The organism is Paracoccus suum, assembly GCF_003324675.1.
In the GTDB taxonomy this organism is placed as follows: domain Bacteria; phylum Pseudomonadota; class Alphaproteobacteria; order Rhodobacterales; family Rhodobacteraceae; genus Paracoccus; species Paracoccus suum.
Genome location: NZ_CP030918.1, coordinates 2,164,303 through 2,181,245, shown reverse-complemented (window position 1 = coordinate 2,181,245; position 16,943 = coordinate 2,164,303). Strand labels below are relative to the sequence as shown.

Annotated in this window: 16 protein-coding genes; 3 read left to right on the top strand and 13 right to left on the bottom strand. The window is 63.8% G+C overall.

Features of this window, described 5'->3' with window-relative positions:
• Window position 1: 1 nt before the first annotated feature.
• The 5 genes from DRW48_RS10655 to DRW48_RS10635 form a co-directional block, all read right to left on the bottom strand.
• Entirely contained in the window at window positions 2-3,655 is a 3,654-nt protein-coding gene (locus tag DRW48_RS10655; protein ID WP_114076414.1) for a vitamin B12-dependent ribonucleotide reductase, read from the bottom strand.
• Window positions 3,656-4,025: 370 nt separating this feature from the next.
• Entirely contained in the window at window positions 4,026-4,589 is a 564-nt protein-coding gene (locus tag DRW48_RS10650; protein ID WP_114076413.1) for a 5-formyltetrahydrofolate cyclo-ligase, read from the bottom strand.
• Window positions 4,574-5,962, bottom strand: coding sequence for a magnesium transporter (gene mgtE / locus DRW48_RS10645; protein WP_114076412.1), 1,389 nt, complete (start codon window positions 5,960-5,962; stop codon window positions 4,574-4,576). The genes DRW48_RS10650 and mgtE overlap by 16 nt, the downstream gene beginning before the upstream one ends.
• A complete protein-coding gene (locus DRW48_RS10640; RefSeq protein ID WP_114076411.1) occupies window positions 5,959-6,753 on the bottom strand; it encodes an inositol monophosphatase family protein in 795 nt (264 codons plus the stop codon). The genes mgtE and DRW48_RS10640 overlap by 4 nt, the downstream gene beginning before the upstream one ends.
• A gap of 132 nt (window positions 6,754-6,885) precedes the next feature.
• Window positions 6,886-7,248 carry a helix-turn-helix domain-containing protein gene (locus DRW48_RS10635; protein ID WP_114076410.1) on the bottom strand — a complete coding sequence of 121 codons (363 nt, stop codon included), beginning with the start codon at window positions 7,246-7,248 and terminating at the stop codon, window positions 6,886-6,888.
• A gap of 460 nt (window positions 7,249-7,708) precedes the next feature.
• Here DRW48_RS10635 and DRW48_RS10630 point away from each other — a divergent pair, with 460 nt between their 5' ends.
• The 3 genes from DRW48_RS10630 (at window position 7,709) to DRW48_RS10620 (ending at window position 10,166) form a co-directional block, all read left to right on the top strand.
• Window positions 7,709-8,461, top strand: a complete 753-nt coding sequence (locus tag DRW48_RS10630; RefSeq protein WP_114076409.1) for a Bax inhibitor-1/YccA family protein — start codon at window positions 7,709-7,711, stop codon at window positions 8,459-8,461.
• A 425-nt stretch (window positions 8,462-8,886) separates the two neighbouring features.
• Window positions 8,887-9,348, top strand: coding sequence for a HipA family kinase (locus DRW48_RS10625; RefSeq protein WP_162784737.1), 462 nt, complete (start codon window positions 8,887-8,889; stop codon window positions 9,346-9,348).
• Entirely contained in the window at window positions 9,345-10,166 is an 822-nt protein-coding gene (locus tag DRW48_RS10620; RefSeq protein ID WP_114076407.1) for a DUF3037 domain-containing protein, read from the top strand. The genes DRW48_RS10625 and DRW48_RS10620 overlap by 4 nt, the downstream gene beginning before the upstream one ends.
• Window positions 10,167-10,442: 276 nt before the next feature.
• On the opposite strand, the gene DRW48_RS10615 is transcribed toward DRW48_RS10620, so the two are convergent.
• The 8 genes from DRW48_RS10615 to DRW48_RS10575 all read right to left on the bottom strand — a co-directional run bounded on the left by DRW48_RS10615 (window position 10,443) and on the right by DRW48_RS10575 (window position 16,932).
• Window positions 10,443-10,874 carry a hypothetical protein gene (locus tag DRW48_RS10615; RefSeq protein ID WP_114076406.1) on the bottom strand — a complete coding sequence of 144 codons (432 nt, stop codon included), beginning with the start codon at window positions 10,872-10,874 and terminating at the stop codon, window positions 10,443-10,445.
• A gap of 1 nt (window position 10,875) precedes the next feature.
• Window positions 10,876-11,460 carry a glycoside hydrolase family 108 protein gene (locus DRW48_RS10610; protein ID WP_162784736.1) on the bottom strand — a complete coding sequence of 195 codons (585 nt, stop codon included), beginning with the start codon at window positions 11,458-11,460 and terminating at the stop codon, window positions 10,876-10,878.
• Between the two features lie 819 nt (window positions 11,461-12,279).
• Window positions 12,280-12,486, bottom strand: coding sequence for a hypothetical protein (locus tag DRW48_RS10600; RefSeq protein WP_114076403.1), 207 nt, complete (start codon window positions 12,484-12,486; stop codon window positions 12,280-12,282).
• A complete protein-coding gene (locus DRW48_RS10595) occupies window positions 12,483-12,827 on the bottom strand; it encodes a hypothetical protein (protein WP_114076402.1) in 345 nt (114 codons plus the stop codon). Before DRW48_RS10595 ends, DRW48_RS10600 begins: the two co-directional genes overlap by 4 nt.
• Window positions 12,820-13,263 (bottom strand): hypothetical protein, encoded by a 444-nt coding sequence (locus DRW48_RS10590; RefSeq protein ID WP_114076401.1) that lies wholly within the window; start codon window positions 13,261-13,263, stop codon window positions 12,820-12,822. The genes DRW48_RS10595 and DRW48_RS10590 overlap by 8 nt, the downstream gene beginning before the upstream one ends.
• 213 nt (window positions 13,264-13,476) lie before the next feature.
• Entirely contained in the window at window positions 13,477-14,496 is a 1,020-nt protein-coding gene (locus tag DRW48_RS10585) for a hypothetical protein (protein WP_114076400.1), read from the bottom strand.
• 214 nt (window positions 14,497-14,710) lie between these two features.
• Window positions 14,711-16,633 (bottom strand): hypothetical protein, encoded by a 1,923-nt coding sequence (locus DRW48_RS10580; RefSeq protein WP_114076399.1) that lies wholly within the window; start codon window positions 16,631-16,633, stop codon window positions 14,711-14,713.
• Window positions 16,633-16,932, bottom strand: a complete 300-nt coding sequence (locus DRW48_RS10575; protein ID WP_162784735.1) for a hypothetical protein — start codon at window positions 16,930-16,932, stop codon at window positions 16,633-16,635. Before DRW48_RS10575 ends, DRW48_RS10580 begins: the two co-directional genes overlap by 1 nt.
• Window positions 16,933-16,943: the final 11 nt, after the last annotated feature.

The following is a 16,943-nucleotide window of genomic DNA, read 5'->3' as shown; positions in this document are numbered from 1 at the left end:
ATCAGCTGCAGCCGCTGGTGCCGCCGCAGGTGTTGCACTTCATGCAGGTGCCGTTGCGCACCAGCGTGAAGTTGCCGCATTCGCCGCAGGCCTCGCCCTCGTAACCCTGCATCTTGGCCTTTGCGCGGGCATCCATGGTGACGGTCATCGACGCCGCCTCGAAGCTGACCGCACCCTCGGCAAATCCGGCGCTGGTCGCCCGGCCCAGCGCAGTCGACGAGGCGCCGCCCTGCAGGACCATCAGCTCTTGCGGAAGGCGCTTCCTCAGATAGCCGGTGCTGCTGATCTGGCGCAGCATCTCCAGCCCCTTGGATTTCTCCTCGCTGACCTCGGCGATGTTGCGGCCCTCGGCGACGCCGCCGCCAAGGTCGTCAAAGCTGGCGCCCTCCGGTTTGACATGCGCCAGGTCGGTGCGGTCGAGGTAGCTGACCGCGAGTTCGCGGAACACATAGTCGAGGATCGAGGTCGCCGACTTGATGCTGTCGTTGCCCTGGACCATGCCTGCGGGCTCGAACTTGGTGAAGGTGAACGCGTCCACGAACTCCTCCAACGGCACGCCGTATTGCAGGCCGACCGACACCGCGATGGCGAAGTTGTTCATCATCGCGCGGAAGCCGGCACCTTCCTTATGCATGTCGATGAAGATCTCGCCCAAGGAGCCGCTGTCGTATTCGCCCGTCCGCAGATAGACCTTGTGGCCGCCGACGATGGCCTTTTGGGTATAACCCTTGCGCCGGCCGGGCAGCTTTTCGCGGTGACTGCGGACCATTTCCTTGACGATGATCTTTTCGACCACCTTCTCGGCCATGACCGTGACCTTCTCGTGCAGCGAGCCGGTGGCCATGACCTCCTCGGCCTCGTCGTCATCCTCGACCAGCGCGGATGCGAGCGGCTGGCTCAGCTTGCTGCCGTCGCGGTAGAGGGCATTGGCCTTGATCCCGAGGGACCAGGACAACTCGTAGGCGGCCAGCGCATCGCTGATGCTGGCATCGTTGGGCATGTTGATCGTCTTGCTGATCGCGCCCGAGATAAAGCTCTGCGCCGCCGCCATCATCCGGATGTGGCTGTCGACCGACAGATAGCGCGTGCCGGTCCGGCCGCAGGCATTGGCGCAGTCGAACACCGGGTAGTGCTCAGGCTTCAGATGCGGAGCGCCCTCAAGGGTCATGGTGCCGCAGACATGATCGTTGGCAGCAGCGATTTGCGCCTTGGTGAACCCGAGGTGTGCAAGCAGGTCGAAGGTCGGGTCAGCCAGCCGTTCGGCCGGAATACCCAGCGTGCCGCGGCAGAAATCCTCGCCCAGGGTCCACTGGTTGAACACGAAGCGGATGTCGAAGGCCGAGGCGAGCGCGCCCTCGACCTTTGCGATCTCGGTCGGACCGAAGCCGTGACCGGCGAGCGCGGTGGGGTTGATATGCGGGCAGTTGCCCAAGGATGCGTGACCCACGGCATGGGCGACGATCTCGGCCGCCTGAGCCGGACCATAGCCGAGGACCCGCAGCGCCTCGGGGACCGACTGGTTGATGATCTTGAAATAGCCGCCACCGGCCAGCTTCTTGAACTTGACCAGGGCAAAGTCGGGCTCGATCCCGGTAGTGTCGCAATCCATCACCAGGCCAATAGTCCCCGTGGGGGCGACAACGCTGGTCTGGGCGTTGCGATAGCCGTGCGCCTGGCCGAGGCGCAGCGCCTCGTCCCAAGAGGCGCGGGCCAGATCCACCAGCCGGCGGTCGGGGCAGTGCGCCGCGTCGAGCGCGACGGCCGGGACGTTCAACCCCTCATAGGCCGTGCCATGCGCCGCAGCGCGGTGGTTGCGAATGACGCGCAGCATGGCGTCGGCATTGCGGCCATAGCCGGGGAACGCGCCAAGCTCGCCCGCCATCTCGGCCGAGGTGGCATAGGCAACGCCGGTCATGATCGCGGACAGCGCGCCGCACAGCGCCCGCCCCTCGGCGCTGTCATAGCCAAGGCCCATGTTCATCAGCAGGCCGCCGATATTGGCATAGCCAAGGCCAAGCGTGCGGTAGTCATAGCTGCGCTGGGCGATCTCCCTGGAGGGGAACTGCGCCATCAGCACGCTGATCTCCAGCGTCACGGTCCACAGGCGCGTCGCGTGGACATAGGCATCCGCGTCAAAGCGGCCGTTGGCCCAGAAAGTCAGCAGGTTCATCGACGCCAGATTGCAGGCGGTATCGTCGAGGAACATATATTCGCTGCACGGGTTCGAGCCGCGGATCGCCCCGTCCGCCGGACAGGTGTGCCAAGCGTTGACCGTATCGTGGAACTGGATACCCGGATCCGCGCAGGCCCAGGCGGCATGGCCGATCTGGTCCCACAGATCGCGCGCCCGCACCGTCTTGGCGGTCTTGCCATCGGTGCGGCGCAACAGGGCCCAGTCGGCGTCGTCATGCACGGCCTTCAGGAAGGCGTCGGTCACACGGACGGAGTTATTGCTGTTCTGGCCCGAGACGGTGACATAGGCCTCGCTGTCCCAGTCGGTATCGTAGGTCGGGAATTCAATCGAATCAAAACCCTGCCGGGCGTATTGCAGAACCCGGTTGATGTATGTCTCGGGGATCATGGCCTTCTTGGCCGACCGGATCGCGCCCTTCAGCGCGGCGTTCTTCGCCGGGTCGGTGGCGTCCTCAATGCTGCCGTCCCATCCCTTCACGGCAGTGAAGATCCAGTTCAGCTTCTGCTCATGCGCCTTGCTGCCGGCGACGAGGCTGGCCACCTTCTGCTCCTCGATGACCTTCCAGTTGATGAAGGCCTCGATATCGGGGTGGTCCATGTCGCAGATGACCATTTTGGCGGCGCGGCGCGTGGTGCCGCCCGATTTGATGGCGCCCGCCGCCCGGTCGCCGATCTTCAGAAAGCCCATCAGGCCCGAGGATTTGCCGCCGCCCGACAGCCGCTCGCCCTCGCCGCGCAGAGACGAGAAGTTGGTCCCGGTGCCGCTGCCGTATTTGAAGAGTCGCGCCTCGCGGACCCACAGATCCATGATGCCGCCGTCGTTGACCAGATCGTCGCTGACCGACTGGATGAAGCAGGCATGCGGCTGCGGATGTTCGTAGGCCGAGGTCGAGGCGGTCAACTTGCCGGTCTTGTAGTCGACATAGAAATGCCCCTGCCCCGGTCCGTCGATGCCATACGCCCAGTGCAGCCCGGTGTTGAACCACTGGGGGCTGTTCGGCGCGCCCATCTGCCGGGCCAGCATGTGGCGCATTTCGTCGTAGTAGGCTTCCGCGTCGGCCTCGGTGGTGAAATAGCCGCCCTTCCAGCCCCAATAGGCCCAGGCCCCGGCCATGCGGTCGAACACCTGGCGGGCCGAGGTCTCGCCCACGAACCGTTGGTCCTCCGGCAGGCTGGCCAGCGCCGCCTCGTCGGGGATGCTGCGCCACAGGAACTCGGGGACGTCCTTTTCACGGACGCGCTTCAGTCGCGCGGGAACGCCGGCCTTGCGGAAATATTTCTGGGCGATGACATCGCTGGCGACCTGGCTCCAGCCGCGGGGGACCTCGACTGCCTCGTTGCGGAAGACGACAGTCCCGTCCGGGTTGCGGATTTCCGAGGTGGTGATGGTAAAGCCGATACCGCCATAGGCGTTGCCCTGGCCGCCCTTGGCCTCGGAGGTGAAATGCCGTTCGATCTGCATGGCTGCGCCCCTGTCCCTCGTCCCGCGACCCGGCTGTTCGCCATGTGCCGCCACCCGCTGCACCGGCCCAAAGTCCACCCCGCCTCTGCCGTCAGCAGAAGGGGCCGCGTCCCAATGGGATGCGGTAGGCGGATGAAGGGGTCGGTGCTTGTCCGCACCACATCTTGTGGTGCCGTAAACCTTTTACACTAAGTGCCGCGTTCGCGCAGCCATCGCAACGAATATTTTTCGCACTTTAGCGAAGGGTTTTCGTTGACAGGTCGGCGGTCCACAGACGGCGCCACAAGGCGGGACAGGCCGCGCGCCAACAGTTGCAAGGGCTTGCGGCATCACCTTGCGAGTCGTTCCGGAGTTGTCCCCAGACCTGTCCTCACGCCCTGGCGATGCTGTGGCAGCCGGATTGTGTGACGATTAAATCAAGGGGCTCGTCCGTGTCTTCGACCGGAATCAGCGGCAGGCGTTGCGCCTCGAAGGCGAATCCCACTGCAAGCACTGGGGCTGCGCGCCGCAGTTGCGCTAGCGTGCGGTCATAGAAGCCGCCGCCATAGCCCAGCCTTCCCCCGGACCCGTCAAATCCGGCCAAGGGCACCACCACAATATCTGGGGTCACAACTGGGGCTGATTCGGGCGGGTGGGTGGTCCCCAAGGCGCCCCCCTCCAGCGCATCGCCCCCACGCCAGAGGCGAAACGCAAGCGGCGCCGCCGGGGCCATCACGACGGGCAGGCAGACGGGACCGCTGTGCCCGGAAAGCGCGGGGCGCGGATCGGCCTCGCCGCGCATCGGAACATAGCCTGCGACCACGACCTCCGGATGGCGCGCCAGCAGCGCCGCAAGATGCGCATTCATCGCCGCCTCTGCTACGTCGCGGTTTTGCACCGCGGCCCGGGCGGCCAATGCCTGCGCCCGCAGCGCGGATTTCAGAGAAGGATCCATGTCGCGAGCGACAGGAAGGCAAAGAAGCCCATGACATCGGTCAGCGTCGTCACGAATGTCCCCGAGGCGAGCGCCGGGTCGAGGCCCAGACGGCTCAGCGTCAGCGGCACCAGAACGCCCCCGAGTGCCGCGACGATCTGGTTCACGATCATCGCGCCCGCCAGGACCACGCCCAGCCAGGGGCTGCCGAACAGCAGACTGCCCCCGAGCCCGAGGATGAGGGCGAGCCCGAGGCCGTTCAGCATGCCCGCCAGCAATTCGCGCAGGACGACGCGGCGGGCGTTGCCGCTGGTCAGGTCGCGTGTGGCAAGCGCACGCACTGCCACCGCCAGCGACTGCGTGCCGGCGATGCCGCCGGTCGAAGCGACGATGGGCATCAGCGCCGCCAGCGTCACCAGCGAGGTGATGGTGTGTTCGAACCGCGAGATGACGAGGGCCGACAGCGAGGCAGTAAACAGGTTGACCACCAGCCACGGCAGGCGTTGCCGCGCGGTCTGAATTGCGTTGTCGGTGACATGGCTCTCCTCGCCCACACCGGCGAGCTTCAGCATGTCCTCCTCGTGCTCCTCGTCCAGCACGGCCATGGCGTCATCGATGGTGATGATGCCGACCAGCCGGTCGTGAGAGTCGACGACCGGCGCCGAGATCAGGTGGTACTGGTTGAACGCATAGGCGACGTCGCCCTCGTACTCGTCGGCGTCGATGGTGCGAAAGCTGTCCTCGGTGATGTCGGCCAGACGGACGTTGCGCGCGGAACTCAGCAGCCGGCCCAGCGTCACATAGCCCGTTGGATGGCGGCGAGGATCCACCAGAACCACATGGTAGAACTGGTCCGGCAGCTCTTCCTCGCGGCGCAGGTAGTCGATGGTCTCGCCCACGGTCCAGTGGCCGGGCGCGGTCACCACCTCGGATTGCATCAGGCGGCCGGCCGAATATTCGGGCCAAGCCAGCGACTGTTCGACCGCGGCGCGGTCGGATTCGTCGAGCGCGGCGAGGATCTCGGCCCGGTCCGGGGCGTCGAGGTCCTCGACCAGGTCGACGACATCGTCGGTGTCCATCTCGCGGACGGCCTCGGCGACCACCTCGCGGGGCAGTGCGTCGATCACCTCCTCGCGGATGGCTTCGTCGATCTCGGACAGGATCTCGCCGTCGATCTCGCCGGAATAGAGTCGCAGCAAGGCGCGCCGCCGCGTCGGGGTCAGCTGCTCGATGATGTCTGCGATGTCGGCGGCGTGCAGCGGCTCCAGCAGGGCATCCAACTGCGGGCCGTCATCGGCGTCAACAGCGGCTTCGATGGCCACGACTTCGGCCCGCGAGGGGGCGAAGTCGTCCTCGTCCTCGGCCTCGGCGGTCTGCGGGGCGCGGTCGTTCACTGGGCACCCAGCAGGTGCAGGGCCGCGGCATGCAGGGCGGGACTGGCGGCAGCGATGATCTGGCCGCCCGGCTCGGCCGGGCCGCCCTGCCAGTCGGTGACGATCCCGCCGGCGGCGCGGATCACGGCGATGGGTGCTACGACGTCATAGGTCTGCAATCCGGATTCGACCACCAGATCGACATGCCCGGCGGCCAGCAACGCATAGGCATAGCAATCAAGGCCATAGCGCGTCAGTCGGACTGCGCCCGCGACACGGGCAAAGGCTGCCGCCGCGCCCACGCCCGAGAGTTCGGGAAAGGTCGTCATCAGGATGGCGTCCGCCAGATCGACGTCGGTGCGGACGCGCAGCGGATGGCGGCCGCGAGGGCCCGTCACCTCGGCCACCTGCAGCCCGCCGGCAAATCGCTCGTCGGTGAAGGGCTGGTCGACTAGGCCGAACAGCGCTTGGCCATCGCTGTCCGTCACGCCGATCAGGGTGCCCCAACTGGGCGCGCCGCTGATGAAGGCGCGGGTGCCGTCGATCGGATCCAGCACCCAGGTCATCCCGCTAGTGCCAGGGGCCGCACCGTATTCCTCGCCGATGATGGCATCGTGCGGCCGGCGCACGGCCAGGATGTCGCGCATGGCACGCTCGGCCGCGCGGTCAGCCTCGGTGACCGGGTCATAGCCCTTCGTCAGCTTGTTGTCCGGCTTCAGCGCCGGGCTGCGAAACAGCGGCAGGGTCTGTGCCCGCGCGGCATCCGCCAGCGCGTGAGCGGTAGCGACGATGTCGGCTGCGTCATCATCCATGCCAGGCCCCCGATCCCGATTGCGCGCGCCGGCGGTCTAACCGCAAAGCGCGCCGCAGGCCAGAGGACCAGGGCGCGAACAAAGAAACCCGACCCCTCGCGGGGCCGGGTTTTCTGTCCGAGCCGCCCGGTGTCAGGCGGCGTCGGATAGGACCCGTGCCAGCTCGAAAATCTGGCGGCGCTGGGCCTCGGGCATCGCGTAATACGCACGCACCAGCTGCAGCGCTTCCTTGTCGGCGAGGATATCACCCTCGATCCGACCGGTCGGGACGCCGCCGGTTTCCAGGCCCTCGAAACAGAAGGACACCGGAACCTCCAGCGCGTGGGCAATGTCCCAAAGGCGGGAGGCCGAGACGCGGTTCGCACCCGTCTCGTATTTCTGGATCTGCTGGAACTTGATCCCGACCTTCTCGGCCAACTGCTGCTGCGTCATGTCGATCATCCAGCGGCGATGCCGGATGCGCTTACCTACATGAACATCTACGTTGTGTGTCATCTCACTTCCTCACCCGCTGCTGAGGTGGGTAGCGCTGGTCCTGTGTGCCAGCGAGGAAAAAAACAGTGAACTGGCGTGAACCTGCCGAAATATACAGGTCCTTAACATTAAATTAGGTCAACAACCGTGACGGGTGCCGTCCACGGATGCCTCGCGCCGCCAAAAGGTCCCCAGATTCATGCGAATCAGCCAGCGGTGAAAGGCATGAACAGGTTAACTCACCTTGCGGGGTGCCCGACTGAATAGGGATTAACAAGTGTTAACAACGCCGGCCGGCGGAACCCCGCCTTCAACCTATGCCTGCAGAACTGCCGGCCCGGGCAAAAGATGAGGTGCCAACGCGTTTGTCAGCCAGGCGGCGTTGAATTTTCAGACGGCTACACCGATATTGTCCGCAAGCGGACGGCCCAGAGGGCCGCCCCCGTGACACCCATGACGGACATCCGGAGGGCATTTGCTCATGGCCGAATACAACACGATCCGCCAGCCTCAGGTGGGCACGCGCGGGGCGGTCTACGACGAGGGGCTGCGCGCCCATATGAACAAGGTCTATGGCCTGATGGCCACGGGCATGGCCATCACCGCACTCGCCGCGTGGGCGATCAACGGGCTGGCAGTCATCGATACTGATCAGGGTCGCACGCTGACCGACTTCGGTCGCGCTATCTACGCCTCGCCCCTCAAGTGGGTCATCATCTTCGCCCCGCTGGCGATGGTCATGGCATTCGGCGCTGCGCTGAATCGCCTGTCGATCTCTGCCGCGACGACAATGTTCTACGCCTTTTCGGCGATGATGGGCCTATCGCTCAGCTCGATCCTGCTGATCTACACCGGCTATTCGGTGGTACAGACCTTCCTGGTCACAGCGATCGCCTTCGCCGGCCTGTCACTCTACGGTTATACGACCAAGCGTGACCTGTCGGGCTTTGGCACCTTCCTCGTGATGGGTGTGATCGGCCTGATCGTCGCGATGGTGGTGAACCTGTTCCTGCGCTCGCCGGCGATGCAGATGGCGATCTCGGCAATTGGCGTGCTGCTGTTCGCCGCGCTGACCGCGTTCGACACGCAGAACATCAAGCGCGCCTACCTGGAGCTGGCGAACACCGACAGCGATTTCCTCGGCAAGGCTGCCATCATGGGCGCGCTGCAGTTGTACCTGGACTTCCTGAACCTGTTCCAGTTCCTGCTCAGCTTCATGGGCCAGCGCAACTGATCCGTACCTTAAATCGCACAGAACGAAGGCCGGGGATTTTCCCCGGCCTTTTCATTTGCGCTTCTGATCCGCGGGCTGGCGACCCCGGCAGGATTGCAAGAGAGCAGCAGTCTCAATGGGTTGCCCTGTATCACGCGGGAAAAGCGCGCCTTGATAAATCAATGGGTTGCGCCAGAGAGTGTATCACCCTTGAAACCCTGCCCGCGGAGCCGGAGCCCCTCTAGTCGGACGATCCGCGGCGGTCTACGGTCGGTCGCGCGGCGCGAATCCACGGCCGGAAGCAACGAGACAAATATGCCTTTGAAGCATTAGATCGAACAGCTCGACCGAGCGCTCTCGGCGTTTGGCGACGGTTGAGGCAGGGGCCGCAAATTCTATTCGGCTCGCTCAGCGGTGGCGCTGGCTGGTTCGAGTGGAGCGACTCCATGTCGGTTGCGCGGGACAAACTGCAACTGGCAGCGGCGATATACCTTTTCGATACAATTGTGCAGAATTGGGACAGATGCGCAGCCAACCCCAACTTGCTCGTCAAAGGTGATCAGTTCTTGATGATTGATCACGGGGAAGCCTTTGTTGCTGCGACCGGGACAGATGTCGAACGCGACTATCATAAGATACCCTGGCACCTTGGAGGTGTTGAAAATCATGCGGGGGAGTACGAGATGCACCCTCTCTGGCCAAAGCTGCGCCCCAAGACCCACGTGAACTTCGCGGCAGCGGCAGGACTGTGGAGGGCCTTGCCGGACGACACCTTCGCCCTTATCGCTGATGATGTTCCCGGCTGCTGGAACAAGGTAGCAGCTTCGCGGATTGCCCACTATACGGCGGAGGCAGTGGCAAACGTGGACGCAATCGTCGCCAACATAGAGCATAATTTCGACCGATGACCAAGCATGCCTACTCTTACGCAGTTTTACAGTACCGCCACGACGTCTGGGTCGGCGAGGCGCTGAACGCGGGTGTGCTGCTGCTCAGTGAGGGTGCGCGATTCCTGAAGCTCAAAGCCCGGACAGGTCAAGGGCGACTCGCAAACGCCTACCCCGATCTGAACCACGGGGCGCTGCGTGACGCAGTGAAGGCCTTGGAACGACGCTTCGACAAAATCGCAGCCGCCTCAGGACTGTTGATGCCCAGTGGCAGCGCGATCGACATTGGCCGAAAGGTACTCATTCCTGACGATAGCAGCCTGTCATGGGGCATGACGGGATCGGGTGTCGCCGATGACCCTGAAGCCGCCTTGGAGAAGGTTTATGCTCGGTTTGTCGGACGATATGACAAAGCGGCGGGGCGAGAGGTTCGCACTGATGAAATGGTCTTCGAGAGCGTTCGACGAAAGTTAGAAATCGCCGAGCTGCATGATCGTTTGCAGCCTCATGTAGTGCGCTCTAAGTTCGCGGCGATCGAGTTTGAACACGCCATTCAGAACGGTGTGTGGCATGTGATACAGCCACTTTCATTCGACTCCGCTGATGAAGAGCGCATGATGGATAAGGCCGCTAAGTGGGCTGGGCGTCTACAGGGGATCGCAGAATGTGAGGGCAAGGTGCGCCCCTACTTTGTGACGGGAAAACCCTCGATTCAGTCACTCATGCCTCGGTACCGTAAAATGGTCGAGTTTCTGCGCGCCAGTCCCTTGCAGCCAGTGGTGATGGACGAAGCTCACGCCGGCGACTTGGTTGCAGCAGTTGCCGAGAATATCACCTGACGTTCTCCTGGATCGCGCCGCCCCCGAGCCGATCGAGGGATAAATGCACGACCTGAGCGCTCGGCCCCTCGCCGGAGGGCACTGGATTCGATTCGAGTGCGGGTGCGGTCATGTGGGTGAGGTGGAACTGCCCTCCGGCCCGTGGCGGCCCCGAGACGAGCGGCTTGCCCGCGCCCGGTGCAGCGTGTGCGACCGGCGCGGGGCGATCTCCATGACGGTGATGCGCGAGACGACCGTGCCCGGAATGCGTCCGCCCGGCGCGCCAGAGCGGCCGGTTTAGTTTCTGATAGCCATCGCCTCGGTCAACGCCTCGGCGAGCGGATCGCCCGCCTCGACGGCTACCGGCATCGGTGCTGCCTTCGCGCCCATCTTGGCCACGATCATCTGGGTGATCTGGTCCCGCGCCGCGTCCGCGTTCGTCTTGAAGAAGTGCTTGATCGCGCCGGGCACCGACTTCTCGACATAGGACAGCGCGAGGTCGATTGCCGCCACGCCGGGCACAGTGCCAACGGCAAGCTCGCCTGCGGCGAGCGCCCGGTCGACGCCGGTGTCGATCGCCTTGTGCAGCGCGTCTCGGTTCCGCTGGTCGGAGTAGAGGCGCGCCACCAGCGGGATATAGCGGGCCAGCAGAGTGAGGACAGCGGCCGCGCCGGCCTCGATAATGAGGGTGAGGGCCGGCTGCAGCCATTCGAGGATCAGGTGAGTCATGTTATGCTCCGAAGATACGGGTCAGCCACGCCCAGAAACTGGTCTGGGCGGCAGGTTGCGCTGCGGGATCAGGCGTGGGACGCGGCAAAGGCCGCTGAGAGGCCATCTGGAGCGCGCGGGCGCGCACGGCGGCAACGCGGCGGCTCCAGCCCACGCCGAAGTGCGGCCAGGTGCCGAGCCGGCGCAGGAAGGCCAGACGCGCGTCGCAGGCACGGTCGATCGCGACGACAGCGGGGGTCTCGGTCGCGGCGATCAGAGTGCGCTGGCCAATCTTGCCGTCGATCTCGAGCCCGCCGATTCCCGCTTGCAGCCACTCCGCGCCCCGCCGGGGCCCGCTGTTGACTGCACCGTCGAAGGCCACCAGATCCAGCCCGGGCGGCAGCGCGTCGCCCTGCACGGCGTCCCAGAAGTCGCGCCGGTAAAGGACAGCGGCGCGGGCGCGGGTCATGCCCTTGATGTTCTCGTTGGGGTAAGTTCGGCGGGAAATGCCCATGTTGGTTTCCCCGCCTGGGTCGCGCGGATCGTTGACGTATCCGCCCTCGTGCTTGAGAACCTCAGAAAGGCATTCCTCGAAGTTTCCTCGCATGGTAGACTGTCCTTGTGTCACGAAGTGAGGTGTTGGAATGGTTGCGGCTATCGACATCACCGGCGAGCGGTATGGACGGCTCGTAGCGGTTCGCCGTCTTCCGCCCGTTCGCGGAAAGACGTTTTGGCTTTGGCGATGTGACTGCGGGAACGATTATGAGTGTCGCCTAGAGAACGTCAGGCACTCACACACGCGCAGTTGCGGATGCAAAAAGGCAGAAGATATCGCCGCCCGGTCACTGCGGCACGGGCATCAGGTCGGCAGGAAGGAAAGCCGAACCCTCAAGTGCTACAGGCACGCAAAGTCTCGCTGCGAGAACCCGAACGATCCCAAGTTTTCCATCTATGGTGGTCGCGGCATTCAAATGTGCCCCGAGTGGAGTCGAGACTTTGAGACGTTTCTTGGAGACATGGGCGAGTGCCCGCCCGGAAAGTCTATTGATCGGATCAACCCTGATGACGGATATCGCCCGGATAACTGCCGGTGGGCCACCACTTCGCAGCAGGCGAGAACAAGGACCGATAATGTGCTGGTAGAGCACGACGGCAAAAAGATGATCCTAAAGGACTTCGCTGCCCTCAAGGGCGTGAACTACAAAACGCTCCACAACTATGTGCGATACAAGGGCATGGAGCCGGACGAAGCTGCGGCGCGGCTCTTGTCCAGATAGGAAAAAGACCCCGCCTTTCCGCCCAGCCGCCCTCATGCTTGAGGGTTTCGGCCAGACACGCGTCGAAATTGCCTCGCATGGATATGGCTCCAGACATGAAAAAGCCCGCCGGTCAGGGCGGGCAGCATTAGACGGATGTTAGACGGGCCTTAGACGGCGGCGCGGATCGCCCGGCCCACGCGCCACGTCAGCCAGATGCGGCGGGCGTGCTGGTCCTCGCAGAACCACCAGTCAGTGGCGCGGATGAAGGCCCGCCGTGCGGCGCAGTTTGGGGCAGCGTAGGCAATTGCGCAGATAGGAATCGGCCGCCCGGTCAGCAGCAGCCCGAACGCTGCCGAGATGCGCCAGTGGGTCACTCTGGCCGACCCAGCCGGGCGATGGCGGTGCCCAGCCGCGTGTCGGACACCATCCGGTCCTCGATGCGCTCCAGCCGGTCGTCGGCACGCTGCATGAGGCGTTCCAGCCGGTCCAGTTGCCGCGACATGTCTCGCCGGTCTTCCTCGGCAATGCTGTGGCCGTGGTCGATCCGGTCGCGCAGCGTCTCAAGCGCGGCCTTGGTCTCGTTCACCGTCGGCGGTCGCTCAGGCGGCGGGGCGGCGGGCTTCATCGCTTGCCGCACGGCCGCGAACCCGGCGAGGACAGCGGCCCCGAGCGCGCCGACAATGGTACCGATTGCCTGCAGGTGTTCCTTATCCATTCACGCGGCTCCGCCAGATCGCAATTTCCCGGCCGCAATCCTTGGCTGCGGCGTAGATCGCCATCCCGCAGAACCCGAACGCCATGAAGCCGTAGGTGTAGACCCCCGAGGAAAGGGGCGTGTAGAGCCAGAAGCCGAAGGCAAGGTTGAACAGGACCAGGCCGTTCACGAACAGCGCGACGAGCCGGGCGAAGGGCGTCCACGCCGCCCGGCCGTTGATGTGCAGCGCGTAGGCATGGAGGCTGCCGACGCAGATGAACAGCGCCGCCCAATAATCCTCTCGCATGATGCTGGTGACGCCGGAGAAGCCGGCACTGCCGCTGAAGGAAAGGCCGGGCCGGGCCAGCCAGAGCCCGAGCCCGAGCGTGTAGAACGCAAGGCCGAACTCCAGCTTGCGCTCGGGGAATTTGGTGAACCAGCGGATGCGGCTAAGCATGGCCGGTCAGCATGTTGTCGAGCGTGATCTTGTTCTCGATGTTGGTCATGCTTCCTCCTTCGCGGCAGGGGCGATCTCGGCCCGCCGACCTCAAATGCGAAACCCGCCTCCTGAAAACGGGGCGGGTTTCTTTAGAATTGGCCACTAAGGATCTTGAGACGGCGCCAGGTGCTAGCTGGTTCGCGGCCATTTAAACTTCATTCTATATTGACCTCATTGAGGCGCACGCCGCGTCTTGACGGTATCGAATGTGATCGCCGCGCCAGCTTGCATAAGTGCGCGCGCCAGCACTTCAGCGCTAACGGTGACATTTTTCGGCCGCTGGCTGACGGGCGTGCTGAAGTGCGCGGCGACCTTTTCCCGGTCTTCTGCGGGGACGTGTTCTTTGATGAACTTGGCGTTGCTCTCAGCGAAGAACTCCATGATCTCCCGGCGCGTTTCCGGACCAAAGACGCTTGCCTTCTCTCCGACCTCTTGGTTGCCCATGCGGCGGATGTTGCGAATGATCGGGTCGACATTGTAACCGGCCCCTATCAGCAGGTTCAGTGCCAGTTGCAGGCCAACACTGGAAGCTGTCGGGCTAACATTACCCTCGATGATGTGCTCGGGGCCTAGCGCTTCGCCGATGCCCGCGATATTGCAGAAATCGCGCACGACATCGCCTTCCGCCAGCAATGCTCGCGAAAAACACCGCGGCACAATTTTTGCTTGTGGCAGCGCCCTTTGCACAACCGATTGAAAGAACGAATAGTCCAGCGCTTCGCCGAGTTTCATATAACTCTCGGGGTCGGGCCGAGACACCGCGATCTTGCCCTTCACGGTCTGAATAATACGGCTTTCGATCGCATCGTCCTGGCGCCGATAGTACCACACAACCGTGGTGTCCCAGCCTTCGGTTAAATCGCCCAAGCGGCGGAGCAAATGTTCGACCAACGGCGGGTCCATGTGCGTGATGCGACCGCCCGAGATCCCTTCGCAACTGATGATCACGTGCTTGCAGCCCGAGGTTCCGATTTCCTCCAGTAACGGCGCAGAGTCGAACGAACCCGGCAGGTCCTTGTGAAACTCATTCTTGAGGCCCCTTATCAGCGCTCCGTGCTGCCACTTGCGGCAACCAGTTTCGGGATAAAGGATGCCGTGATCGATCAAACGGGCACGATTATGATCGAGCGTCTTCTGAATCGAAGTGCTGCCAGTCTTGTACTGGCCGATGTGCAAAATGAGTTTCTTCATGCCCGCTCCAGACGGCGACATAAAATCTATCAGGTGCGCAGCATACCGTTAGCGCTACGCGCCTGCGATACGACGCCTCGACCCTATAGTGAGCCAGGAGCCCTGCGCCAAGTGACATCGCCTTGGAGGCGCCGGTTTGCGCCCACCCCGGACTTGGGTCAGAGGGCGCGAGGTCTCGAAGGTCCCGCCGCGGCATGGACAGCCCTATTCCTCCTCAGGACAATGACTGCCCCACCGAGTGCCACATGATGTTGATATGCACGTCCGGGTTGGTGTCGCACCAGAACTGCACCTGGGTTCGTCCGAGCCGCTGCATTCGGATGTTGGGCAAAGCGTAGGGTGCCGAGGCCTGTGTCGAGGATGCGCTCACGGAATAGACGATGCTGTAGTCGAGCGCGTTCGGAAGGAACAGACGGTCGGCCAGTTCAACGATCCCGCTCTTGTACGCACCGCTCGACGCAGCCCAGGTAGTGGGAAGAACCCGTTGGACAACTGTGCCTCGGGTCGATGGCACGCTCACTCCAGCATTCGTTCCGACGTGGTAGACGTTATCCGCGACCACCATCTGCGCTGGGCCGACAAAGTAGTTGTGGGAGCCCCAGGCATCGATGCGGAAGAAGTCGCCCGGCAGTAGGCTGTCGCTGTTGCCCGTCTTCGTCCCCTGAAAATCCCCGTTGACGATCATGAGGCCGTTGAGCTTCGTGTTTGGGGCCCGGGGCACCAGCTCGTAATAGAACGGATCGTTGATTGCCGCGCCGGAGGTCAGGTGGCGGGTATTTCTGTCCTGGACCCGCGGCTCTTCAAAGCGCGAGATGCACTTGTCCGTGTAGCAGTCAGAAAACACCGGGAAGGCGCCCTTATAGACCAGTCGGCCATAGGTCTTTCCCGTGGTCAGAACATCGCCGTCGCGGGCGCCGTTATAATAGTGGTCGCCGATCAGCTGGCTCGCCCCGGTACCGTAGACGACCAGCGGGTATTTGCAGTAGCGGCCGATGTTGTTGCGCCAGGTGATGTCACCGGTGCCGAGAACGAGGGCGGCGGCCGTACGTTTGGCATGCTGGCCGTTCTCGACGTCGGTCAGGTTCCACTGAGAAATCTTCAGGTCCTGCGCCGCGCCGTCTGTGCCTCCCGCGACCCAGACGCCAAAGTTTGCGCAACCGCGTCCTTTCAGGCGGCTGAGCGTGTTGGAGCCGCCGTGATACAGCACGAAATCTGCGGCGGGCTGCTTGTTGGCATCGCGGCCATCGAAGGAAATCGTGTCCAGCGTGAAGCCGCCCAGGCCGACACCGAGGTAGAAGAAGGGATAGGTGGCATAGTCTTCCGGCTTAGGGGATGCGATCTCGCCGGGCTTAAGCACGGAGCCGAAGGCGGCGACGATGCCATTGGGACCCGAGATCGGCCAGATGCTGTTACCATCGCCGGGCCAGCGGGAAACCCAGGTGCTGTGCGGCTTGATATTGGCGAACCGAAAGGATCGCTCCCGGAAGCCCGTCGGCGCGATCGTCCTGGAGAGAGCGTAGAACTTGTTCAGGCCGTCCAGCAACTGTGGACGACCGTCTGCCGCGCCCATCCACTCTAGGGCCTTCTCGATGGGAACTGTGTCGTCAGCCACTCCGTCGCCGACAGCACCGAAGTGCATCGGCGTGCAGTTAATCGCAGGGGACCACTTTGTCCCGTCTGCCACCTGCAAGGCCGCGCCGGACGAGTCCCGCTGATACAGAAGGCCGTTCACCCAGAGGAATTTTGCCTTCGTCGGTGGTTTCGCTGCCAGCGCTTCATCCCTTGTGGCGTATTCCGTCGCGGTGAAGCCGCGGAACTCTGGCTCCAACGGCACCACGACGGAGGGCATAAGCGGCCGGTTAAGCGTCAAGGCACGAGTGCTTGGGCTGAGCGACGCAGAGCTGATACCTGACCCCGCTGTTGCCGCCGCATCTACGATCCTTTGGGACGCCTCGGCCGCGTCCCTGCTCGCTTGCTCAGCTGCCGTGACCGCATCATCCGCGCGGCGTCCGACGTCCGCCACCGCATCATCTGCTGCGGTCTTGGCGGCCGCGACAGCCTGGTCCCGGATCTGCATCACCTGTTCGAGCGTCGAGAGGCCGGCCGGCCGGGCCTGCGTGCCGAAGTTGAGGATCATCAGCAGGCCTCCACGATATTGAGGGCGAAATCCGGCGAACTGTCCTTCGAGCCCTCGGACCAGGTGATGTGAATGGACGCGCGACGCGCCCGCGGCGTCAGCGTGTCGAGCACGGCCGTATCGGGCATGATCGTGCCGAGCAGCGGGTCCGGGATCTGGACCGGGACGATCAGGCAGGTCGGGCCAGTCTCGACGGCGATCTGCACGCTGCAGCCGGAGAGGTCATAGGGCGTGCCGTCGTCCTGGCGCATGGTGATCGGTTCGGCGGATTCGCCGAGGCGGTAGGTGTAGGTCTGCATGGGTGCCTCAT